Source organism: Virgibacillus sp. DJP39 (assembly GCF_049310925.1).
Classification (GTDB): Bacteria; Bacillota; Bacilli; order Bacillales; family Amphibacillaceae; genus Virgibacillus_F.
This window is the reverse complement of the sequence record NZ_JBMERP010000062.1, coordinates 1-21,730: the sequence shown is the minus strand read 5'-3', so window position 1 is coordinate 21,730 and position 21,730 is coordinate 1. Positions and strand designations below refer to the sequence as shown.

Below are 21,730 nucleotides of genomic sequence, written 5' to 3'. Positions count from 1 at the left end.
ATGGTTGGTGCTCGATTTTTTAGTGTGGTGCTCGATTTCACTACGTTGGCGCTCGAAAACTCCGACGCAGTGCTCGATTTTACCAACTGCAGGTTAAACCAGACAAATTAACTTTAACCAAAAGCCAAGTTTTATTGGCGAGTGCCTTAATTGCACTTATGCAGAAAGAAAGTTTTTATACTTTCTTTACTGCCAACAAAAGGGCAGATGCTACTTATTAGCATCTGCCCTTTTCATTTATTTGCCTGCTTCTATTTCCTCAATGAGTTCGGAAAGTTCGGTCCAACGTTCCATTTTTTGTTCTAGCAATTCCTCTGCTTCTTGTTGTTCGTCATAAAACTTTTGTACTTTCTCAAGATCACTGCCAGCCCCAGCAATAGCATCTTTTAAGCTATCAATTCTGGTCTCAAGTTCAGTGATTTGATCCTCTATTTCCTTCCATTCTTGTTGCTCATTATAGGAAAGCTTTTTCTTTGTTTTTTTAACGGGTGGTGCTGTTGGACTCTCTTTTACTTGTGCTGCTTCCATTTCAGTAACCCGTTGCTCCAGATATTCACTATAATTTCCGTAAAATCTTTTCGCAGTGGGCTTGTCTGATAGTACGATCAGCTGATCAACTACTCTGTCTAAAAAATAACGATCATGGGAAACAGTAATGACTACTCCAGGGAAATTCGCTAGATAATCTTCAAGTATACTTAATGTTTCTGTGTCTAAGTCGTTAGTAGGCTCATCTAAAAATAATACATTTGGCTCGAGCATTAATACCTTTAACAAATACAACCGGCGCTTTTCTCCGCCAGAAAGCTTACGAATATAATTCCATTGCTCTGAGCGTGGGAATAAAAAACGTTCCAGCATTTGTTCAGCAGTTATTGCTTCTCCATTTTTTGTATAGATGACCTCCGCTATTTCTTTTATATAGTCAATAACGCGCAGACTCTCATCGATTTCTTCATTTTCCTGTGTGTAATAGCCGATGTTAACTGTTTCACCGACATCAATTGTTCCATTATCAGGTTTTAAACGATCCGCCATTAAATTTAGCAGTGTTGTTTTCCCAGAACCATTCGGACCAACTATTCCCAGTCGCTCCCCTGGTACAATAAGATAATCAAAAGCAGAAATTAATTGCTTGTCACCAAATGATTTCTCAACACCAATTAGTTCAATTACCTTTTTACCCAAACGTTTTGAACCAGCCTGGAATTCGACTTCATCCTTGTTGGTATCAAAACTTTTTTCCTTCATATCCCCGACTCGATCAATTCTGGCCTTTTGTTTGGTGGATCTCGCTTTGGCACCACGCTTTAGCCACGCAATCTCACGACGCAGGATATTCGCATGCTTTTGTTGACTGCTTTCTTCCAAAATCTCCCGCTCTGCCTTTTTCTCTAAAAATAATTCATAGTTACCTTCGTATTTATAAAGATTTCCTTTATTTAATTCATAGATGTGATTGGTAACACGATTTAGAAAGTAACGGTCGTGGGTTACAAGTATCAATGCACCGTGATAGGAAGACAAAAACTTTTCGAGCCATTCAATCGTCGCATGATCCAAATGGTTTGTTGGCTCATCCAGAATCAATAAATCGGCAGGTTGAATTAATGCCTTTGCTATCGCTACACGTTTCTTTTGACCCCCTGACAAAGCCGTAACTTTGCTGTTGAAGTCAGTGATTCCAAGTTTCGTCAAAACCGTTTTTGCAGTGGTATTTGCTTCCCATGCCTCGTTCTCATCCATTTTTTGCTGTGCAGCGATTAGAGCTTTCTGCGTGGCTTGACTAGTAGAATCTTTTTCAAGTTCAAGAAGCGCATGTTCATATTCCCGCATCGTTTTCATCACAGCTGATTCACCGTAATAAATTTGTTCAATAACTGTCAGTTCTGGATTTAAAACTGGATCTTGTGCTAAATATTCTATATGGTAGTCTTTCGCATGTTTGACGAGCCCATCTTCAGGGCTATCAATCCCTGCAATCACTTTTAAAAAGGTTGATTTCCCCGTTCCATTAACCCCTATAAGACCAATTCGATCATGTTGTTTAATCGTACAAGAAACGTGGTTAAACAACACCTTTTCGCCATATGACTTTACTACATTTTCAACTGTAAGCATATAAACCATTCCTCATTTCGAACTTCTCCCTCTAGTATAAGGGAAGTAAAGCCTTGTGAAAAGCAAACAACACGCGGACCGATTACGCCCGCGTGCTGTTACAGTTCTTCATCCTTTGTTCCTTTAAATCGTTGCTTAATGTATATGACTATTAAAAATAAGAGCCAGGAAGTGACACAATAAAAAAGAATTTTACTGGTAGGCTGCATATCATTAAAAAAGAATAACATGCCTATCCATATGAATCCTATTCCAATTATTTGATATAGTACTAATTTCATTTGATCTTTCCCTCCACTTGATGAAACTACTCTATACTAGTTTATCTTAAATGGAGCTGGATTTCTATTACTGTTTTCTATAGAGATTTAAGTAGGTTGGCCATTTCAATAGCAGATACTGCAGCCTCAGCACCTTTATTTCCTGCTTTTGTTCCAGCACGTTCAATTGCCTGCTCAATTGAATCTGTTGTTAATACCCCAAAAATGACAGGCTTTCCTGATTGAATAGAGGCTTGTGACACACCCTTAGCTGCTTCCCCGCAAACATAATCGAAATGTGGTGTTGCCCCACGAATAACGGTACCTAAGGTGATTACAGCGTCATACTTCTCATTCATTGCTAATTTATTTGCAGCTAACGGAAGTTCAAAGGCTCCTGGCACCCAAGCTACATCAATATTCGCCTCATTGACACCATGTCTTTTCAATGTATCAAATGCACCCTCTAGTAATTTACTCGTAATAAACTCATTGAATCTCCCTACTACAATTCCTATTGTTAAATCTGTGGCTACTAAATTACCTTCAAATGTTTGTCCCATCATGATCATCTCCTATTACAAATTGTGAAGTTCCAGCAAGTGGCCCATCTTCTTAAACTTTGTCTGCATATATGGCATATTATTTTCATTGTACGCTGTTGGAAGAGGAATTCGCTCTTTTATATCGATCCCGTATGATTCCAATGACTTTATTTTTTCAGGATTGTTCGTTAAAACATTCACCTGCTTGATTCCAAGGTCCTGCAGTATTTGTGCGCTAAGTAAATAATCACGCTGATCTGCTGAAAAACCAAGCTGCTCATTTGCTTCAACAGTATCATAGCCTTCTTCCTGAAGCTTGTAGGCCTTGAGTTTGTTTAACAGACCAATTCCCCGACCTTCCTGGCGCATGTATATTAAAACACCACTTCCAGCTTTTTCAATTTGAGCCAAGGCCAGGTGCAGTTGAGGTCCGCAATCACAACGCTGTGATCCAAATACATCTCCAGTCAGGCATTCTGAGTGAACTCTCATCAAAGTGGGTTTATTTGAATCAATTTCTCCTTTTACAAGTGCAATATGTTCTTTTCCATCAATATCATTGGAATAGCCAAAAACTTTAAAATTACCAAACTCTGTTGGAAGTTTAGCTTCAACTTCACGTATGATGTGGACTTCATTTTTTCTACGATAGGCAACCAGGTCTTCAATCGATACAATTTTTATATCGAATTGCTTACCCATTTCCAATAGATCAGGAACGCGTGCCATGGTGCCATCTTCTTTAATAATTTCACAAATCACACCTGACGGGTTCGCTCCACTTAACCTTGCTAAATCAATAGATGCCTCTGTATGACCTTGCCTTGTCAACACACCTCCATCTTTGGCTATCAGTGGGAAAACATGACCTGGTTGTTTAAAGTCTTTTGCCTCAGCATTTGGATCAGCTAATGCCTGAATAGTCTTTGAACGTTCAGCAGCACTAATGCCTGTTGTAGTTTCCTGGTGATCAACGGTTACGGTAAATGCAGTTCTAAATGGATCAGAGCTATTGTTTGTCATCAAGGGTAAGCTAAGGTTGCTGGCAATTTCCTCTGAGATAGCCGTACACACAAGTCCTTTCCCGTGTGTAATCATAAAATTTATTACTTCCGGGGTTGCTTTATCAGACAGCGCAACAAAGTCCCCTTCATTCTCACGATTTTCATCGTCTACTACAATAACTATCTTTCCTTGCTTTAAATCCTGAACAGCCTCTTCGATTGTATGAAACATAGGTTGCATCTCCTTACGCGTAACCGTTAGTTGATAAAAAGTCCTTACTAATCCCGGTATCGCTAGTGTTTGTTTTATTAAGCATTTGCTCTACATATTTAGCTAACATATCACATTCAATATTTACGGTGGATCCGACTGTCTTTTCCCCTAAGACCGTTTGGGAGACCGTGTGTGGAATCAATGAAATGGTAAATGTTTGATCGTTGACATCAAACAGTGTCAGACTTATGCCATCTACAGCAACCGAGCCTTTTTTTAATAAATAGGCTTTCAATTCGACTGGCACTTCAATGTCATAATAAATGGCATTCTCCTGTTTTTCTTTTCTGGTAATTTTTCCTGTACCATCAATGTGACCGGAAACAAAATGTCCACCAAATCGACCTTTTGCGTGCATTGCCCGCTCTAAATTGACGGATGATCCAGTTTTCAATGTGTTAAGTGACGTTGCTTTTATTGTTTCAGGCATCACATCAACACTAAATGTATTTTCATTAAATGTTGTAACGGTAAGACAAATTCCGTTTACTGCAATGCTGTCACCAATATTCATATCTGTATTAATTGTTGTAGCCTGAATTGTCAGCTGGACAGAGTTTGCAGACTCTCGCTGTATTTTTTTTACCTGACCAAGCTCTTCGATAATTCCTGTAAACAAGGTTACCTCACCTCTCTTAATACGGAAATAATTTTTAGATCATCTCCGAGCATTTCATGTGATTTAACTTCTAATTGCAGCGCATCATCTATTGATTCAATGCCTTGACCTGCTATTGATGTAGGCGCATCTTTCCCACCTATTAGTTTGGGAGCTATATAGGTTATAAGTTGGTTAATCTTATTCATTTTCAAAAAGCTGCCATTAATCGCCGCTCCCCCTTCTACATAAAGGGTCATGATACCTTCTCTCCCAAGATGCTTCAGGACTTGATTAATGTCTATCACGTCTGTATCCAGTTGCGTTATGGTTACACCGGAATTTCCAGAGAAATAATCCAACTTTTCTTTTGGTACAGTTTTCCCGGTGAATATCCAGGTATCAGCTTCCCCATCAGTCACTACCTTCGCTTTCTGCGGGGTTCGTAAATGCGTGTCCAAAATAATACGGGTAGGATTTTTTCCACCACCATTAGACAACCGTGTTGTAAGTTGTGGATCATCCGCAATAACAGTATTAACTCCAACTAATATTGCGTCATTTTCATCCCGATAACGATGGACATCTGCTCTTGCTTGTTCTCCCGTTATCCATTTACTCGCTCCAGTAACAGTCGCTGTCTTCCCATCAAGGCTTGTAGCGGATTTAACTGTTACGTATGGCGTTTTTGTAGCGGCATAATGAAAAAATGGAATGTACAGCTCATCTGCACTTTCTTTTCCCACACCAAGCTCTACTGATATGTTAGCCTGTTGCAGCTTTTTAATGCCTTCGCCTGCTACTTTCGGATTCTCATCCTTCGTCGCAATAACAACCCGCTTAATACCACTCTCGATAATGGCATCTGCACATGGTGGGGTTTTACCATAGTGGCTGCACGGCTCAAGTGTTACATAAATAGTTGCATTTTCTGCGTTACTCCCCGCCATTCTAAGTGCATGGACCTCTGCATGTGCTTCCCCAGCCTTCATATGGGCTCCCATGCCAATAATTGCGCCATTCTTAACAATAACAGCGCCAACAGGTGGATTTGGACTTGTTTGACCGTGTACTGACTTTGCGAGATTTAAAGCAGCTTCCATATATGCCTGATCATTCATCAGCAGCACCCCTTTCTTATCAAAAGCCGGAATTTCCGGAATTCAGTTATAATTTACCTATTTTTAGCAATCGCAGTTGATAAAAACTGAGACGCAGTGAAAATTCTTTAGACGCCGCCGTTCCGACAGAATACTTCGCTTTCCACGGGCACGGCCTCAGTCTCCTCAGAAGCAAAGAACGCTTCTTCCGGGGTCTTCGGACTCGCGCTGTTCCCGTAGGAGTCTTCGTATTCTGCCGTAACGGCGTCTGAGTCCTATATTTTCACGGAGCCCCTTCTCCCTTGAGAAGAAAGCTATCTAAAGCTGCGGATAAATGCGAGACTCCAGTGGGAAAGGAACAGTCTGAAGAACCCGCAGTGAGCGGGTTTTGCTCCGAGGAGGCTGAAGATTTCCCACGGAAAGCGAATGTTTTTCAGCAGCGTCGGATCAGCACCAATCTAATAAATTTTTGGTAGTAAATGAGGCCAGCAGTTACGACGCAGCTTATAGATTTTGTGTCCAACAATCTTTTAGAAAAGATATTTTATTAAAGTGTAAAAAAACCCTTGAATTGTCTTCAAGGGTTTAATGGTAGAATTTATAGGTATGGTAAATAAGCATTGCCTTTTATTATACGCACTCCTTATGTATGTACGCTTTTCAAACGCAAAGAACCACGTGTAATAATACACGAGTGGTACCGCTACCTAGAAATCCCTTCTCCCATCCAGACTATAACTGTCGGCTCTGGAGTTTCACCAGATCCACCGTTTGGCTTAAATGAATAACCATAACGGGTCACGGACTAAGAAGTAAATACTTCATCACCGCCGATTGGGAATTTCACCCGACCCCGAAGGAATTTATCATATTTAATTTGTTTTTATTATAGCAGTATAGGTAAGGAAAAATCAAAAAACTTAACTCAGAAAATAATAATATTATGTTTGTCCGTTTTGTATAGCGTTATATTAACGTGGCAAAATAATAAGCGACAACTAAACACGATTAGAAGAGGAGGGTTTAAATTGGATGATAAAGAGAAGTTGAACAATGAAATTAAAAAGTATGCGGGTGGTGGCTTTGCTGACACGGACAATCATATTCCAAAAAGTGTTCGTGAAAACTACTTTGGAAACGGTGAAAAAAACAAAAAAAGAATAGATGGTAAGAAAAACCAGCTTTAGTTTGCAGCATATTTTAAGGAGAAAATACAAATGGAAAATGATATGTTTAAAGCAATTCAAACACACTCCATGCCTTTTGACATTACTGATGACTTGGCACCCTTAATCGATCAGATTGGTGATTCGAGGATTGTATTATTAGGAGAATCAAGTCATGGAACTTCTGAATATTACACTATTCGTGCAGCCTTATCCAAAAGACTTATTGAAGAAAAAGGATTTACAGCTATTGCTGTTGAAGGGGACTGGCCTGCATGTCAACAAGTCAACTCCTATGTAAAAAGCTATTCGGACAAGGCTTCAGAACTAGATGTGCTAAAAGCATTTAAACGGTGGCCTACCTGGATGTGGGCTAATGAGGACGTAGCAGACTTAATAGGCTGGTTACGATCCTACAATGAAAATCAGTCGGACAAAGTTGGTTTTTACGGGATAGATGTGTACAGCTTGTATGAATCTATGGATGAAATCATGAATTATTTGAAGAAAACGGAACCCCAGGGTGCAGATTTAAAACTTGCTGAAAAAGCTTTTGCTTGTTTTGAACCTTTTAATCAACAAGAAGATCAGTATGCTATGTCAGCAGCCTTCTTTTCAGAAGATTGTATAGATGAAGTATCCAAACTTTTGGCTTCCATTAGATCAAACAAAGACCTTTACAAAAGCGATCAGGAATTGGATCTAAATCTTAAGATGAATACTTTGGCTGCAAAAAATGCTGAGAATTACTACCGAACGATGGTTAAAAATGACGCAGAGTCCTGGAACGTTCGTGACTTGCATATGGTAGAAGCATTAAATGAAATTAGGAAGTATCATGGAAAAGATTCGAAGGTAATTGTTTGGGAACATAATACACATGTAGGTGATGCATCGGCTACAGATATGAAGAATGAAGGTATGATTAATGTCGGCCAGATAGTCCGTGAACAACTTGCTGCAGACGATGTTCACATCATTGGATTCGGCACCAATCAGGGTACTGTCGTTGCCGCAGACAAATGGGGAAGCGATGCAGAAAAGATGGTTGTTCCCGAAGCAGAACAAGGTTCGTGGGAAAATCTAATGCATGAGTCGGGTGCATTCGATAAGTATTTAATTTTCACCGAAGAAAACAAGCATCTTTTTCAAAAGAGAGTTGGTCATCGTGCTATAGGAGTTGTGTATAACCCTGCATATGAATCCTATGGAAATTACGTACCTTCAACCATGGCGGATCGCTATAATGCATTCATTTACGTTGATCGCACAGAGGCACTAAATCCTCTTAACATTTCTCAAGTAACGTCTTAGACAACTGACAAGGTTTCCTAAAAACTAAAAATCCTGTAAACAATAAATTGTTTACAGGATTTTTCTAATACCTTAAAAAACTGTACAAAAGGCTATGAGACGGGTATATCATTTTTTGAAATACTAGACTATTAAACAGTCACTAAATCCTATTTGCCATACTCTATAACTGTAAGACAAATACAAATAAGGAGAGATTTATCATGTCATGCAAATCTGATGGAGACCAATGCGTATGTGACATTGTACGTGAAATTGTTGAAGCACAAGATGAGGTAGCCGGTGCTGCCACAAATGGATGTTGTACTACCAGTTGTGAACAGTCTATCGAAGATCTATTATCACCAGTAGCAAATGGAAATGGAAATGGTTTTACTACCATCCCATTCATACTTTATTGCGATTGTGAACCATTTATCGCTAGTGGAGTATTCCAAGCACCTATAGGCGGGTCTGGAAACACTGCATTCCGTTGTGTAGAGACTCCAATTTTTCGTGCCAAAAAATTTGTCGATGAAGATGAGTGTTGTGTAAAGCTTGAGTTATTACTTCCTGTAACTGAGGGAGGATCAACACCTGGTGGAGATCGCGATGAAGTATGTGACTTCTTCCCAGGAAACAGTATTAGAGATTTCCAGGCAACAGGCATCTGTATAACTGTTGATCTATCTAAATTCAATGCAATCGCTTGTCTAGATCCTGTTACACCAATTCCTTCATCACAGTTCCTAAACAGTACCGAAGACTAATTTAAACACTTAGAGGCCATAGTGAAAATGGCCTCTTTTCTTTTGAACATTTTATATTGAATAAAAAAGGATGGTACTATGCCGTTCTTTTGGTTATTTGCCAATAAACATTTGAGTCCAAATACGGCCATCACTAGCATAACCTACACCAATATGTGTGAAATTATTACTTAATATGTTTTTGCGGTGACCTGCGCTATTCATCCACGCTCTCACAACTGCTCGCGGAGTTTGCTGCCCTTTAGCTATATTTTCTCCCGCACTCCTATAATCTATGCCATAATTCCTCATCATGGTAAATGGTGAGCCGTATGTTGGGCTAGTATGTGAAAAATAACCTATGTCCCTCATGTCATTTGATTTATGTCTGGCAACCCGAGACAATTGCCATTCTGGTTTTAAAGCTGGTAAACCGTAATTAGCACGTTCCTGGTTAGTGAGTTGAATAACTTGATGCTCAATTCGCTTAATAGAACTGAAGCTTGGAATGTTTAACTTTTGGTACGGGTAGATAAGATCTGGATTTTCCACTTGCGGATTCGCTTCAATTATTTCAGTAACTCCGACTCGATACTTAACTGCAATCTTCCACATGGTATCTCCACTTTTAACAGTATACGTTGTTGCTGCAAGAGCAGTCATTGGAAGCAAAAGTAGTAGAACGATGGTCAAAAGTAAAATCTTTTTCATTTTTCTCACCTCCTAATCGATAAGTTACCCAAGAATATTTATGCTATACATCTAAGCTTTTGTGATCTCAGACTGTAGAAAGAAAGTTTTTCTTTACTGCAAAAAAAACACACTCCCAAATGATGGGAAGCGTGTTTTTTATATATTTAAAGTTGTTTTAATTTCTTCTAACTGATGACTGAATTGATTAATTTCATCAACAGTTAGATCACTGACTCCGTACCTGATTTTTTGATATATGTTCAGATGAGAAGCGTCTATACCAATCCGGTAAAACCATTCCTCGATTGTTTCAGAGTTCTTTCTTCCCAAACCTTTCTTGGCAGTTAATTGTTCAAATTTAAACACCTTTAACCTAACCTCATGTGCAGGTTTTTCTGAAAACCTACCGAAGAGACGCCCTGGTTTGTTTTTCTTTACTGTATTTCCATTAATCGAGACAGAGGAAACCCGTTCCAAGTTGTTATCCGATCCATGATTACGAAATTTTCTGCGCGACAAGAAATAAAAAACAACTATTAAAATAACGATGGTTATACCAATAGTCCACATATTAATTATATCAACTGGTACATATTCTTGATTCATTTCTTCGTCGCTTAAAAAAGGGTTTTTCTCTCTATCCATACTCATTTTCGTATCATTTTCCTGCGCAATGCCTGCAATTTTATTTTGTAATGAACTGAAATTTAGGCCAGTAAATCCAAGTGATTCAAGACCCCACCAAATCCCAGATGCCACAGTCTTTAAAATGCCATTTAATGCGTAAGGAACAATAACTTGAAAGGCTTGAAACACAGAAAAAATAATGACACTTCCTGCGAAAATAAACCCAAATAATCCCAATACAAAAGGATACGAATTCTTCACACCAATTGAGCCTTCAACAATTATATGGCTTAGCTGGTAACCACCTACCATAACCAACAGCATAATTAATGCTACCCAGATCAAATCAGTTTCATAAAAAAGCATAACATCGATTATAAATAAAAAGCTCATATATAAAATTAATCTCATCTGATTCCGCAAATCTGGATTACTCTCATGAATAATAAACCGCCATACCATGAATACAACAAGTACTACCGATGAAACAGGTGGTACCTGAAGGACATAGACCATAAACGGAATAAGTATAAGTGCACCTATTAGATACATACTGTAATTTGGTATATATCGTATTCCAAGTGTGAGAATTACTACTATAACAATGGTACCAAATAAATAACCCCAAAAAGGAAGTAGCTCGCCGTACAACACCATTATTGGCAGGAGTAAAAAATAAAAGCATAAGCCCTCACTGATAAGCTGATAGTATTTTGTTATGTTGCTATTTGGTGTCATAGTTACCCGTCCTCACACTTTTGATTTCTGTTAAACGGGCACCATTCACGGATTCAGTGACTTGAAACACACTATTGCCCCGTCTGTTCCACTTGTTTGTGTAGTGAAGACTATCTTGATATATTTCTCCAATTATTACAACAATGTTGGAATCATCAATTACATGGTCAACTTGATAAAAAAGATTTGTAACAGGAATAACATTAGAATCCTTTTCAATTCTGGTTAACATTTCAAGTGCTTGTTTTAAATGTTCTCTTCCACTTTCACTTTCCAAATGATAAGGTTTACTTCCAACTCTTGCAGCATTAACATATAACTCTATCGGGTATCCTTGCTTTGTAATAGTTTGACAAATATAAGCAGCCTGTGATAAATATTGCTCCATATTTTTGCTTAAGTAAACATTGCCTAGCGGGCTTGTTTCAGCGATATTTACGATTATAGTCCAGGAAATATTACGGTTCCTTTCATAGACCTTTGTCTGCAGTGTTTGACTTCTGGCTGAAGCCTTCCAGTGAATTCGATGAAACGGATCGGATGGTGCATAATCCCTTGTTCCCACTGGGCTTAACAAGTCTTCATACGGTGAGAACTGTGTTACCTGATTTCCGAAATTGTTGTAAGGGAATTCTTCAATTCCTGCAACAGGTATCAACCTTGGGTATACCAATATTTCCGTTTGATAGAGCCCTTGATATTTCATTGTGACCTGTTCAAAGTTTAATACATGTGGAAAGCTAAATTCTATCTCCTTTAGTCTTATCACTCCCCGCTCCTGTGCTTCGAAAGATATGGGGAATCGTGCTTCAGCTCTTCCAAGTAAAATTAATGGGACATGATAGTAGTTCTTTTGTTTTTTGCTAAAACGGACAAACTTTTTACTGCTTACTTTTTCATTTGTTGCGAAGGTAAGGAAACCATTAAAAAATGGAAGAATGGAATTGTTTTTCAGGACCATTTCCACCTCTGCCTCTTCCCCTTCAAACATACGGATGGATTTTTTCGTATTTTCCAGCATTAATTTTCTTCCTATACGATTGTCATAAAGCCGGATCAGAAGTATGTAAGAACCAATGAACCCGGCAACAAGCATAGCTAATGGCTGATTAATGGCAAAACTAGTTATTGCCAGAACTAGTAAAGAAAACAGCAGCAAGTTATGTTCCTGTCCAGTGTTATCTGAAGTTCTAAGCCAATACATTACCCTCTTGTCTCCAATTCCACCGGTACATCAACTGTACGTATCACTTCACCAATAACCTCAGACTTCGTTTTTCTGATTGATCCTTCCATAGACAATACAATTCGATGTTCGAACACATATCGCACTAATTCCTTAATATCCTGTGGTGTAACATAATTCCTTCCACGTAAAAAGGCTTTAGCTTGTCCTGCGCGCATTAATGCAAGGGCCGCACGAGAACTCACCCCTAACTCAATGTCAGTATGGTTCCGTGTTGCACGCACGACTGCAAGCAAATAATCCTGTACAACCTCCGACACCTCAACATGTGTTACTTCTTTTTGAAGTTCAATGATTTCGTCCGTTGTTAAAATTGAATTTATCTGGTGGATTGGATCCTGCGTGCGGTTCAATGTTAAAATTTCCTTTTCCTGCTCCAATGTTGGGTAATCCATGGTAATTTTCATTAAGAAGCGATCGAGTTGCGCCTCTGGTAAGGGGAATGTACCATGATTTGACTCTATCGGATTCTGGGTTGCAATTACTAAGAATGGAGAAGGTATGGATATAGTAATCCCGTCAATAGTAGTCTGCTGTTCCTCCATTACCTCGAGTAAACTTGACTGTGTTCTTGGTGTTGCACGGTTAATTTCATCTGCCAGTAAAATATTTGTTTTTATCGGTCCAATACGCATTTCAAACTCATTGGTTTTTGGATTTAGAAATTGAATACCTGTAACATCAGACGGCAAAACATCTGGTGTAAATTGTACTCTACTGAAATCACCATTGATTATTTTAGCAAAGCTTTTTGCCAACTTAGTCTTTCCCGATCCAGGAACACTTTCCAGCATAATGTGACCTTTACCCAATAATGAAACAAAAAGTAATTCAACTACATCATCCTGGCCAATTATTACTTGACCTATAACTTGTTTTGCTTGATCTATTTTTTTAATTAACGACATTTTTTAGCTCTCCCTGTATGTATTTCATTTTCTGCTTAAATAAAAGTATAAATCTATTCCTGCAATTTATCAAATAGTTTTAAAAATGAAAAATATTATCTTAAATTTAAAGGTCGCCTTGAGTCCCGAAGATGATATCCATTTAGAGGCAGGCGACCATTTTGAGATTAATTTGTAGGTATATCCACTATCTTGTTATACGATTTCATATAATGCATTCCACCTACGAAAAGGTATCGGGGAGTCTTTGTTGTATTAAAAATAAGTGTCCGCTCTTTTTCCATGTAACTAAAAAGTCACAAACCGGATGAAATGGTTTGTGACTTTTCCTTTTTTTCTTATTTTACTGGTTGGTTTTACCACTCGATATTAACAGGCATTACCTGTTCAATCTTCTGTTTATAGCTCTTGCTTTCTTCAGTTGTCATCCAAATATCTATGGTACCCTGGTCCTTATTCGTTCGGATTAAACGGCCAATTCCCTGTCTCAGGCGAAGGAGCATATAAGGTGCGTCGACGTCCTGCTCAGGTGATTTTGCGTGCTTACGTTTAGCCTTGAATACCGGATCTTTTGGTGGGAAAGGAAGCGACACGATAATTACCTTTGTTAAAGCTTCTCCAGGTACGTCTAACCCCTCCCACAGGTTGTATGAGCATAAGACAGCAGGCTGGTCTGTCTGAAAGTCACGTACAGTTTTACTTATCTCATGGTCGCCCTCATATAGAACGGTAAATGGCCATTCCTGGTTCTTTACCCACTGGCGAAATAGATTCATTTCTTCAGCTGACGAAAATAGAACCAATCCCTTACCTTCATTTTCTAGTAACTGCTGACCTATATTCTTCCACTTTTCGTCTGTATCGGAATCAATATGTCCATTTATTTTCATTTGGCTTTCATAATCAAATGGAGAATCAACTGAACAGGAATCATATGCTTTAATACCCAGACTACTCGCTAAGTATGAGAAGTCTCCGTTTTGAGACAATGTTGCAGATGAAAATACGAACGGAACACCTTGTGAGAACACTTCTTTTTTCAAAACATCTTCCACTAGCCTAGGCATAATGACCAATGAACTTGTGGTTTCGTTTTCCTCGAGCCAAAAAATTCCTTCGCCTTCTTTCAGCAAAATACCTAGGCCAAAGGAGAAAAATTCTAAATATTCTTCAATAATCTTTACATGATATTCCTCAATCGTAAATAGCTCCGAATCGAAAACTAATTCTTCTAACAGCTGTTGAACTTTATTATGCAGACGCTCCGCTATGTCCATTATATTTTTTGACAGAGAGATTTCAAGACGGTTCGATCCCTCAACGGCGGATGCATTTTTATCTAAAAGATCAAACCATTCTTCGTGCAGCACTAAAATATCTTCAATTAAATAAAGTGATTCTTCCCTAACATCCTGGCCCATATACCCAGTTAATACCTTGTTCAGTGCTTCAAAATTAAAGCGGTATGTTAATCCTTTCTGGGCTGCAAACTCAAGTAAATGTCCTTCATCAAATACAACACAGCTTGGCTCTGGCAATAATGGCAATTGGCCTTCACGTTTTCGCGATTCTTTCGTCCATACATGTTCCATATAAAAGTCATGGGAACAAATGATGAGATCGGAGGCATGGCGGTAATAATCTCTGTTTAGGGTTTGTCCACTGCGGTGGCGCCATTCACAAGTAGAACACTGCTGCAACGGATCCCACGCTATTTTCTCCCACTTCTCATCTGGTACCCATGGATACTCCTTACGATCACCATAAGGTTCAAAGGACTTCATTGAAGGACTGTTATCAAAGACGAAATCAGGAATTTGATCATGGACCCTTAAAATGTCTTCATCATCTGTTTGATTAGCAATGGGATCTAATTTTCTGATACAAACATACTGCTCTCGGGATTTAGCTAACCTCACGTCAACTCTTAATCCTAGTGCTTCCTCAAGCTTCTCGATATCCCCGCCTTTTTTCACGAGCTGCTCAATCAGCGTCTCATCAGCACAGGAAATGATTGCCGGCTTGCCACGATAACGCGCATAGCAAATAGCGTACAGTAAATAAACAAAGGTTTTTCCTGTTCCAACCCCCGCTTCGGCGAATATTGTACGTTTGTTTTTGAAAGCCTGTTCCAATTGAAAGGCCATATAAATTTGCTCATCCCTAAGCTCATAACCTTTCTCAGGCAAAATGTCGTAAAAAACATCCCCAACATAATCCCCCAAACGGTCAAAAAAATTCTCATCCCTTGCAACAGTAAACGGAAGTGCGTTATTTCTAGTCATTATAAACTCCTTCTTTTGGTAAAAATTGGAAAAAGTGCCAGGCACCCCTTAGTTTATTTCGATTTTTGCTTAAATACTTTTGGTGCGTCTGCTTCGAAGCGTGCTAGTTTTCCTGTTTTCGGGTGTTCAAATGCCAACACACTGGCATGTAGTCCCAATCGTTTAATTGTATTTGTAGTCGCTCCATACTTTTTGTCACCGACAATTGGATGTCCGATGTCATTCATATGAACACGTATTTGGTTCTTTCTTCCGGTTTCCAGATTAACTTTCAACAACGAATAGCTGGAATTTGACTGTATCTTTTCATAATGCGTGACAGCATGTACTCCGTCACCTTCTCTTGCGCTTGAATACATAACCAGCGTACTGCTCTCCCTTAACCAGGAGGATATTGTTCCTTTGAGCTTCTTAACAGTACCCTCTACAAGTGCGAGGTATGACCGCTCTTTTACAATATCTTTCCAGTTATCTTGAAGTTTTCTTTTTACCATTTCATCTTTAGCAAAAACCATTACGCCTGATGTGTCGCGATCTAATCGATGAACGACGAAAATACGGTTTTTCGGACTCTCAATCCGAACATAATCCATCAACTGACTATAAGCAGTCACATCTTTCTCTTTTGCATTTGCAATAGAAAGAAGGCCTGCTTCCTTATTAATTACAATTATTTCTTTGTCCTCATGTAAAATAGTGAAACCAGAAATATTGTTCACCTTAGCAGCTACCTTGTTTTTTAGAATAGCAACTGTTTGCCCCGGCTGCAGTTCATAATTATGCTTCGTAGTCGGAACATTATCAACCGAAACCTGTCCTCTAGTCAAAATTGATTTAACTGAATTTCGACTACGATTTTCCATCACTTTTAATAGAAAAGGTAATAATTCATTTTGTTCTTCAACCTTATATGTTTCATGATTTGAACCTTTATTTGTTTGTGTTGGTCTCATCAAAAGACTCTCCTATTCTATTCCTAATCCTCATCCTTAACATCAATATCCTCTGGTATAGGCTCATTCAAATAATCCTGGATCATTTTTTTGTATTTCTCCACCTGCTCAAAATGCGAAGAAAATTGATCCTTATTGATTAAGTAGTTTTCCCCATCATGGATTGTGCGTATTCGCTTCTGTTGAATGAGAAATCGTATTTGAGATTCAGGCATGGACAAATGTTCAGCCGTTTCTTCGATTGTTAAATACATAGCATTGACCCACCCTTTTTTTACGTCCAGCTCCAGCGCCCATTGCCTAGTGCCCTTCAGGCTCCTCCTTACGATAAGTCAACATCGTCGCTGAAGCTCCGTGTTTCCTTTATCTCATACGGTGCCTTCCAGGTCATACAGCAATAAACGGGCACTTGCGCTTTTGTTACTCCGTTCTTATTTTAGCATACATGCACGTATCTCTCAGTTGATTACTATCTACAGCGATATCTTCATTCTTTAAAATACCTTCTAATTCATATCCCAATCGCTCAGGTATTGCGCGACTTTTACCATTACGGGAATCACATTGAATTTGAACACGATTTGCCTTGAGTTCAGTAAACGTAAATTCAGTTAAGCCGGCAATCGCTTCTGTCATATACCCTTTGCCACTAAATCTAGTATCTGCCCAATATCCAATTTCGAACTTTCGAACGTCCCAGTCAATATTATGTAAGCCTGATGATCCGACAAACTGGCCAGTTTCTTTAAGAAAAACTAGCATTCTTAGTTTCTCTCTTTTTAAAAAACTTATGTGAGATTCTCTAGTGTTAATTTCTACTTCATCTTCACTTTGATCCTTTTGTGCGAATCCCATCCACGGTCTTAATTCATTGATTGATGCGTTGATTGCATCGTAAACAGCTTTCCCATCTCCAGGCATCGGCATTCGCAAAAGAAGTCTCTCCGTTTCAAATTCATGTGGAAAATTGAGTAAAATTGGGTTCATTCGTATCAATCCTTTAATAGAGTTCTAAAAAATATATCCGACTTCCAAGGAAAAAGCAACAAAAATTACAAAAACACCCTGCTTGAGGAGGATGCTTTAGGCTACATTTGATAGTAAGGCTGATTAATCTTTAGTAACGCTTGTTTAATAGTTTCTTGAACATCTGTATGTTGTTCTTTCATATCTAAATGGAAATATAAACTACTTAAGAATTTCTTCACATTCGAGCGGTATATAAAATAGGACTGATTACCTGTTGAAAAACCATCCTTTATATTGTTCGCAAGGTCAGAAGTCTTTTCACAAACGATGGATTGATTTATTCCTCTTTGCAGCATCTCTACCAACGGAATAACCATTCGTTCATCTTCATCATAATTAAAATAATCTTTGTTGAAAGTCATCTTTTTTATGATTGATGCGAAAATAACTTCGAAATCGCCTGAATCAAGACTTGGTTGCTTTACCAGTTCATCAATGGCATCAGCCACATGTGCAACACTATGCCCCCAGCCTTTACCAGGCACTAATCCTCTAACATCCTGTTCCAGATCGACGTAACTAAGCAAGGATTCATAAACAACTTGTATATCATCTGTTGAAAGAAAGTTTTTCTGTAAATTAACATGTAAAATCACAGCTATAATTAACGATGAAAAGGACCTTTTGAAAACGGAGTCTGTCCCTGATTCACCAATATTGTAAAATAAATGCTGATGATCCATGCAAGTGTTTACTATTTCTTTAAGTTCCTTATCTGAATAAAAATCCTGTAGGATCATCTGACAAAAAGAACGATATATCAATTCATCCCGCAACACCGGATCCACATTCCCTATTTCCCTGAGCATAGCAGTTGTTAACTCCTGAATATTAATAGACTCATCCATTTGAAAATCATTGTTCTTATATGTGGTTAACGTTTCTTTCAACTCAGATGTCTTCACTCATACACTTCCTTAAAAAATTTATCTATCTTTAATTTGAACAGATCCTTCTCTTCTAAAAATGGATAATGATTACTTTTATGAAATACGATCAAATTAGAATCAGATATCAGCTCATGCATTTCTACTGAATAGTTAAGTGGACATTGAACATCATGTTCCCCACAGCCAATTAAAGTTGGAACTGTTAGTAGCTTCAGCTTTTTTGTTACATCAAATAGTGGAAGCTCGCGATTGAAAAAGTTCATTCGAATCGCTGACATATTTTTATGTATATCTTTGTTAAACAGCTCATCATATTTGTCCGGTCTATAGAGCGATAATTTAGTTCGTTCAACTGATATGCCCTTTCTTTCAGCTTCCGATAATCAGATCGTTTTAGCGTCTCTATCAACTCTTGCATTCTATTAAATTGAGGATGATCAGGGTTGTAGACACAATCCGATGAAAAAGTTACATACTCACTTGCCGCTGCACCAACAATTACTAATGCATCTAGGCTTCCAGAAAAATATATACCATAAAGTAGCTAACATCCCACCTGTAGAGTGCCCGGCAAAGCTCCACGTTTTAACAGTAAGAGCCTCTCGAATGGCTTCTAAATCTAAAATTGATTCAAGCATACTAAGTTCGTGGGGCTCATGTGCTTTTTCGGAGTTTCCAGCATCCCTTAAATTCACTAAGTATACTTTGTGACCATGTGTAAAGGAGTCAGCAAAATAATCCCCAGTAGCATTAAACTCAGAGTAGAGATGTGTTACACAAAGTGGGGCTCCACAACCCTTTGTAAAAACTTCAAATGTACCTCTGTCAGTGTGTATTGATTACTGTTTCCAAATATCCATCTGTGCTTCACCCTTTAATTTCCCAGTATTTATACTCAACCCGATTTAGCCCTAAATCTTTCGTTTTGATCCAATCAAATGCTTTTAAAACAAGTGGTGATGCATTTTCTATTGAGACTTCATCTTCTGCTACCCAGAGTGCTCCATCTGAATCCTGTCCTTCAAATTGTTCAGGTTTCGATAGCTTTCCACCAACCTTTTTCACCGAATAAAAGATTGCAATATGATGGACATGCGTGAAATTCTTCCAGTCCCAAGGCAGCATGAAGTCAATCGTTCCTATATTGTTGATTACTTCAATTTGCAAGCCTGTTTCTTCTAAAAACTCTCTTTTCATCGCATTCATCAAGCTCTCACCATCCTCCAGACTGCCTCCAGGAAGATCGTACCGGTTAATATAGGGACCACCATTTTTGTTAATTACTAGTAGTTTATTATTTTCCTGTAAGAAACCATAAACACCTAGAGCACGATGAAAATTGCTATTCCGCGCCATATTTTAATCACCACTTTTCTTTATAACTGCTATGTCTTCTGGATACATATGTTCTAAATTATGAAGCTCGCTAATTGATTTCCATCCTGCTTCTATTATCGTTTGATCAGGATCATTGATTTCAATTTCCCCACCTATAATTTCCACATTAAAATAATAGGTGATCACCTCAATTTCATCAATTAGCGTTTCTTTTATATGAATCTTATTTTTGATTAACACATCATAACCTGTTTCTTCTTTTACTTCACGGACACAGCAGGATTCTGGTGTCTCTCCCGTTTCTATACCACCAGATGGAACAGCCCATGCGTTTGAATCTTTCCCTCTCACCATTAGAACTTCATTATTCTTGTTAATGCATACTGCCGCTGAACCTGACCACTTCTTCACTAGGGCCCCTCCTTTAAGACAGCTTTCTATAATCTCTGTAACAATTTGATTTACGCTAAATTGTCTGTAGTAATAAACTCTTCAAATGCCTTGTCTGTAAATGCCTCAATACATTTACTGGTTTGCTCAAAACACCAGTTTCCTTCTTGTTCCCCTCGTTTGAAGAGTCTATCATGGATAGTTTCTTGTTTTGCTGTAAGGCAGAAATGGTAGGTTTGGTCATCCAGTATTTTAAAGCCATCTAATATGTATTGAAAATTTCTTTTATTATGTATGGTAATTGGTACTATCAAATTCATTTTATACTGAATTAGTTGATTTTCCACTTCTACAGTTAACTTTTTCCATAGTTCCAGGTCCTGAAAATCATCTGTAGTTTCTTCAGGGGTCATCATTTCTTTCGTAATAATGTTTCTTAACATAAATCCAACTTATTCGGGATCATATACCATACTGTTGTCTAAAGATTTTTGTACTTGTTTTACCAAATCCAAATCCACCATTGATCATTATAATCATTTTTTAACCCCTAAACTTATTGATTGTCAGTGGTCTCAATCGTGATTGCCACTTTCATCTAACGGCCCATCCAAATTCTCCGCATAATACCCTAAAGCCCTGCTATACTTTTGAACCGCTTCATCATTCGTTGTTCTTAGTAATGTTTTTAAAACTGTTTCAAGTGCCTTTGAATGATGATCTATATTGTGGAGTGTCAGAGCTTTAAATACTTTTATAGGTTCGTAATCCGGGAATTTCTTTTCCCCTTTCAGCAAAATATCGTGCGATTGCTGCAATTGACCAATTACCCTGTAAGTACTTCCCAAACAAACGAAAGCATCCCTCAATAGATCATCTGGCAGCCCAAGCTCAATTGCTTTTTCATAATACTCGACCGCTTCTTCTTCCAATCCCATTCCGTCATGCGTTTGCGCACAATGAAAATTGAGCTCTGCATGCTTATGGTTATTTCTCACCAGTTCAATCAATAGCTGTCTGGATTGTTCGTCTTCACCATCATTCCTCAATTTTAAAGCATACGCTAACTTACTGTTGATATTAATCCCTCCACTCTTCAACTACTTTACGAAATCCATAAAAGCTTCGAAACTCCAGCTTGTCATAAAAAGCCTTTGATGTACTGAGTCCCAGTAACTCCATCCGTGTTTTAGGGTAGATATTGTGGACGTATTGTAAAAGTGTTTTTCCAATCCCTGATCCCCGAAGCTCTTCCCCTATTATTAATTCACTAATATATAGGGTTATTTGTTTATCAGTCATTCCTCTCAAATAACCTACTATATTATTCTCTTTCTCAACGATGTAGGTAACGTTCGAGTTTTCGAATGCTTCTTTCGTTTCTTCACCCCGCTCAACCAGTGTGTTCCATCCTTCACGAGCGTTCAACTGCTGTACAGCCTCAAAATCATTCGCTTCATACTGACGAAACATTACTTTTTCTCCGTTATCTAATGTGAAGTTCATGCTGATCCCTCCTTGTA

General features: G+C 38.4%; 25 protein-coding genes and 1 riboswitch. Of the genes, 3 read left to right on the top strand and 22 right to left on the bottom strand.

Annotated elements, in window-relative coordinates:
* Positions 1-237: 237 nt before the first annotated feature.
* The 6 genes from ACOI1D_RS16165 to ribD form a co-directional block, all read right to left on the bottom strand.
* On the bottom strand, positions 238-2,121 hold the full coding sequence (locus ACOI1D_RS16165; RefSeq protein ID WP_422502606.1) for an ABC-F family ATP-binding cassette domain-containing protein: 1,884 nt from the start codon (positions 2,119-2,121) through the stop codon (positions 238-240).
* 98 nt (positions 2,122-2,219) lie between these two features.
* Positions 2,220-2,402 carry a hypothetical protein gene (locus ACOI1D_RS16160; protein WP_422502605.1) on the bottom strand — a complete coding sequence of 61 codons (183 nt, stop codon included), beginning with the start codon at positions 2,400-2,402 and terminating at the stop codon, positions 2,220-2,222.
* A gap of 77 nt (positions 2,403-2,479) precedes the next feature.
* Entirely contained in the window at positions 2,480-2,944 is a 465-nt protein-coding gene (gene ribE, locus ACOI1D_RS16155) for a 6,7-dimethyl-8-ribityllumazine synthase (protein ID WP_422502604.1), read from the bottom strand.
* A 15-nt stretch (positions 2,945-2,959) separates the two neighbouring features.
* Positions 2,960-4,162 carry a bifunctional 3,4-dihydroxy-2-butanone-4-phosphate synthase/GTP cyclohydrolase II gene (locus ACOI1D_RS16150; protein ID WP_422502602.1) on the bottom strand — a complete coding sequence of 401 codons (1,203 nt, stop codon included), beginning with the start codon at positions 4,160-4,162 and terminating at the stop codon, positions 2,960-2,962.
* Positions 4,163-4,175: 13 nt separating this feature from the next.
* Positions 4,176-4,823 carry a riboflavin synthase gene (ribE, locus tag ACOI1D_RS16145; protein WP_422502600.1) on the bottom strand — a complete coding sequence of 216 codons (648 nt, stop codon included), beginning with the start codon at positions 4,821-4,823 and terminating at the stop codon, positions 4,176-4,178.
* 2 nt (positions 4,824-4,825) lie between these two features.
* Complete coding sequence (gene ribD / locus ACOI1D_RS16140; protein ID WP_422502598.1) at positions 4,826-5,923, bottom strand: bifunctional diaminohydroxyphosphoribosylaminopyrimidine deaminase/5-amino-6-(5-phosphoribosylamino)uracil reductase RibD; 1,098 nt, start codon at positions 5,921-5,923, stop codon at positions 4,826-4,828.
* A 690-nt stretch (positions 5,924-6,613) separates the two neighbouring features.
* Positions 6,614-6,767, bottom strand: a riboswitch (FMN riboswitch).
* A gap of 163 nt (positions 6,768-6,930) precedes the next feature.
* Here ribD and ACOI1D_RS16135 point away from each other — a divergent pair.
* From ACOI1D_RS16135 to ACOI1D_RS16125, 3 genes are all read left to right on the top strand, one after another.
* Complete coding sequence (locus tag ACOI1D_RS16135) at positions 6,931-7,089, top strand: hypothetical protein (protein ID WP_422502596.1); 159 nt, start codon at positions 6,931-6,933, stop codon at positions 7,087-7,089.
* A gap of 30 nt (positions 7,090-7,119) precedes the next feature.
* Positions 7,120-8,382, top strand: coding sequence for an erythromycin esterase family protein (locus ACOI1D_RS16130; RefSeq protein WP_422502595.1), 1,263 nt, complete (start codon positions 7,120-7,122; stop codon positions 8,380-8,382).
* 203 nt (positions 8,383-8,585) lie between these two features.
* Positions 8,586-9,131, top strand: a complete 546-nt coding sequence (locus tag ACOI1D_RS16125; RefSeq protein ID WP_422502594.1) for a CotY/CotZ family spore coat protein — start codon at positions 8,586-8,588, stop codon at positions 9,129-9,131.
* A 93-nt stretch (positions 9,132-9,224) separates the two neighbouring features.
* On the opposite strand, the gene safA is transcribed toward ACOI1D_RS16125, so the two are convergent.
* The 16 genes from safA to ACOI1D_RS16045 all read right to left on the bottom strand — a co-directional run bounded on the left by safA (position 9,225) and on the right by ACOI1D_RS16045 (position 21,713).
* Positions 9,225-9,821, bottom strand: a complete 597-nt coding sequence (gene safA / locus ACOI1D_RS16120; RefSeq protein ID WP_422502592.1) for a SafA/ExsA family spore coat assembly protein — start codon at positions 9,819-9,821, stop codon at positions 9,225-9,227.
* 138 nt (positions 9,822-9,959) lie between these two features.
* Positions 9,960-11,168 carry a hypothetical protein gene (locus tag ACOI1D_RS16115; RefSeq protein ID WP_422502591.1) on the bottom strand — a complete coding sequence of 403 codons (1,209 nt, stop codon included), beginning with the start codon at positions 11,166-11,168 and terminating at the stop codon, positions 9,960-9,962.
* Complete coding sequence (locus ACOI1D_RS16110; RefSeq protein WP_422502589.1) at positions 11,155-12,372, bottom strand: DUF58 domain-containing protein; 1,218 nt, start codon at positions 12,370-12,372, stop codon at positions 11,155-11,157. The genes ACOI1D_RS16115 and ACOI1D_RS16110 overlap by 14 nt, the downstream gene beginning before the upstream one ends.
* Positions 12,372-13,322, bottom strand: a complete 951-nt coding sequence (locus ACOI1D_RS16105; RefSeq protein ID WP_422502588.1) for an AAA family ATPase — start codon at positions 13,320-13,322, stop codon at positions 12,372-12,374. The genes ACOI1D_RS16110 and ACOI1D_RS16105 overlap by 1 nt, the downstream gene beginning before the upstream one ends.
* 356 nt (positions 13,323-13,678) lie before the next feature.
* Positions 13,679-15,607: an ATP-dependent DNA helicase gene (locus tag ACOI1D_RS16100; RefSeq protein ID WP_422502585.1), complete on the bottom strand. Its 1,929-nt coding sequence runs from the start codon at positions 15,605-15,607 to the stop codon at positions 13,679-13,681.
* A gap of 53 nt (positions 15,608-15,660) precedes the next feature.
* On the bottom strand, positions 15,661-16,560 hold the full coding sequence (locus ACOI1D_RS16095; RefSeq protein WP_422502583.1) for an RluA family pseudouridine synthase: 900 nt from the start codon (positions 16,558-16,560) through the stop codon (positions 15,661-15,663).
* A gap of 23 nt (positions 16,561-16,583) precedes the next feature.
* The gene (locus tag ACOI1D_RS16090; RefSeq protein ID WP_422502581.1) at positions 16,584-16,814 is read right to left on the bottom strand and encodes an excisionase family DNA-binding protein; all 231 of its coding nucleotides are present in this window, start codon (positions 16,812-16,814) and stop codon (positions 16,584-16,586) included.
* Between the two features lie 166 nt (positions 16,815-16,980).
* Positions 16,981-17,547, bottom strand: a complete 567-nt coding sequence (locus tag ACOI1D_RS16085; RefSeq protein ID WP_422502580.1) for a GNAT family N-acetyltransferase — start codon at positions 17,545-17,547, stop codon at positions 16,981-16,983.
* Positions 17,548-17,648: 101 nt separating this feature from the next.
* Positions 17,649-18,494 (bottom strand): DUF2785 domain-containing protein, encoded by an 846-nt coding sequence (locus ACOI1D_RS16080; RefSeq protein WP_422502577.1) that lies wholly within the window; start codon positions 18,492-18,494, stop codon positions 17,649-17,651.
* The gene (locus ACOI1D_RS16075; protein ID WP_422502575.1) at positions 18,491-18,757 is read right to left on the bottom strand and encodes an alpha/beta fold hydrolase; all 267 of its coding nucleotides are present in this window, start codon (positions 18,755-18,757) and stop codon (positions 18,491-18,493) included. The genes ACOI1D_RS16080 and ACOI1D_RS16075 overlap by 4 nt, the downstream gene beginning before the upstream one ends.
* 198 nt (positions 18,758-18,955) lie before the next feature.
* Positions 18,956-19,315 (bottom strand): alpha/beta fold hydrolase, encoded by a 360-nt coding sequence (locus ACOI1D_RS16070; RefSeq protein WP_422502607.1) that lies wholly within the window; start codon positions 19,313-19,315, stop codon positions 18,956-18,958.
* Positions 19,316-19,346: 31 nt separating this feature from the next.
* Positions 19,347-19,835: an NUDIX hydrolase gene (locus ACOI1D_RS16065; protein WP_422502573.1), complete on the bottom strand. Its 489-nt coding sequence runs from the start codon at positions 19,833-19,835 to the stop codon at positions 19,347-19,349.
* 3 nt (positions 19,836-19,838) lie between these two features.
* Positions 19,839-20,228, bottom strand: a complete 390-nt coding sequence (locus ACOI1D_RS16060) for an NUDIX hydrolase (protein WP_422502571.1) — start codon at positions 20,226-20,228, stop codon at positions 19,839-19,841.
* A gap of 50 nt (positions 20,229-20,278) precedes the next feature.
* Entirely contained in the window at positions 20,279-20,650 is a 372-nt protein-coding gene (locus ACOI1D_RS16055) for a hypothetical protein (RefSeq protein WP_422502569.1), read from the bottom strand.
* Positions 20,651-20,782: 132 nt separating this feature from the next.
* Positions 20,783-21,307 carry a tetratricopeptide repeat protein gene (locus ACOI1D_RS16050; protein ID WP_422502568.1) on the bottom strand — a complete coding sequence of 175 codons (525 nt, stop codon included), beginning with the start codon at positions 21,305-21,307 and terminating at the stop codon, positions 20,783-20,785.
* Positions 21,288-21,713, bottom strand: a complete 426-nt coding sequence (locus ACOI1D_RS16045; protein WP_422502567.1) for a GNAT family N-acetyltransferase — start codon at positions 21,711-21,713, stop codon at positions 21,288-21,290. The genes ACOI1D_RS16050 and ACOI1D_RS16045 overlap by 20 nt, the downstream gene beginning before the upstream one ends.
* Between the last annotated feature and the right edge of the window lie 17 nt (positions 21,714-21,730).

Excerpts from the sequence above, each read along its gene's own strand:
- ACOI1D_RS16065 (WP_422502573.1), bottom strand. The coding sequence starts at position 19,835 with ATGGCGCGGAATAGCAATTTTCATCGTGCTCTAGGTGTTTATGGTTTC.
- ACOI1D_RS16100 (WP_422502585.1), bottom strand. The coding sequence starts at position 15,607 with ATGACTAGAAATAACGCACTTCCGTTTACTGTTGCAAGGGATGAGAAT.
- ribE (WP_422502604.1), bottom strand. The coding sequence starts at position 2,944 with ATGGGACAAACATTTGAAGGTAATTTAGTAGCCACAGATTTAACAATA.
- ACOI1D_RS16110 (WP_422502589.1), bottom strand. The coding sequence starts at position 12,372 with ATGTATTGGCTTAGAACTTCAGATAACACTGGACAGGAACATAACTTG.
- ACOI1D_RS16130 (WP_422502595.1), top strand. The coding sequence starts at position 7,120 with ATGGAAAATGATATGTTTAAAGCAATTCAAACACACTCCATGCCTTTT.
- ACOI1D_RS16095 (WP_422502583.1), bottom strand. The coding sequence starts at position 16,560 with ATGAGACCAACACAAACAAATAAAGGTTCAAATCATGAAACATATAAG.
- ACOI1D_RS16055 (WP_422502569.1), bottom strand. The coding sequence starts at position 20,650 with ATGTTAAGAAACATTATTACGAAAGAAATGATGACCCCTGAAGAAACT.
- ACOI1D_RS16085 (WP_422502580.1), bottom strand. The coding sequence starts at position 17,547 with ATGAACCCAATTTTACTCAATTTTCCACATGAATTTGAAACGGAGAGA.
- ACOI1D_RS16150 (WP_422502602.1), bottom strand. The coding sequence starts at position 4,162 with ATGTTTCATACAATCGAAGAGGCTGTTCAGGATTTAAAGCAAGGAAAG.
- safA (WP_422502592.1), bottom strand. The coding sequence starts at position 9,821 with ATGAAAAAGATTTTACTTTTGACCATCGTTCTACTACTTTTGCTTCCA.
- ACOI1D_RS16115 (WP_422502591.1), bottom strand. The coding sequence starts at position 11,168 with ATGACACCAAATAGCAACATAACAAAATACTATCAGCTTATCAGTGAG.
- ACOI1D_RS16090 (WP_422502581.1), bottom strand. The coding sequence starts at position 16,814 with ATGTATTTAACAATCGAAGAAACGGCTGAACATTTGTCCATGCCTGAA.
- ACOI1D_RS16045 (WP_422502567.1), bottom strand. The coding sequence starts at position 21,713 with ATGAACTTCACATTAGATAACGGAGAAAAAGTAATGTTTCGTCAGTAT.
- ribD (WP_422502598.1), bottom strand. The coding sequence starts at position 5,923 with ATGAATGATCAGGCATATATGGAAGCTGCTTTAAATCTCGCAAAGTCA.
- ACOI1D_RS16075 (WP_422502575.1), bottom strand. The coding sequence starts at position 18,757 with ATGTCAGCGATTCGAATGAACTTTTTCAATCGCGAGCTTCCACTATTT.
- ACOI1D_RS16160 (WP_422502605.1), bottom strand. The coding sequence starts at position 2,402 with ATGAAATTAGTACTATATCAAATAATTGGAATAGGATTCATATGGATA.
- ACOI1D_RS16105 (WP_422502588.1), bottom strand. The coding sequence starts at position 13,322 with ATGTCGTTAATTAAAAAAATAGATCAAGCAAAACAAGTTATAGGTCAA.
- ACOI1D_RS16125 (WP_422502594.1), top strand. The coding sequence starts at position 8,586 with ATGTCATGCAAATCTGATGGAGACCAATGCGTATGTGACATTGTACGT.
- ACOI1D_RS16165 (WP_422502606.1), bottom strand. The coding sequence starts at position 2,121 with ATGCTTACAGTTGAAAATGTAGTAAAGTCATATGGCGAAAAGGTGTTG.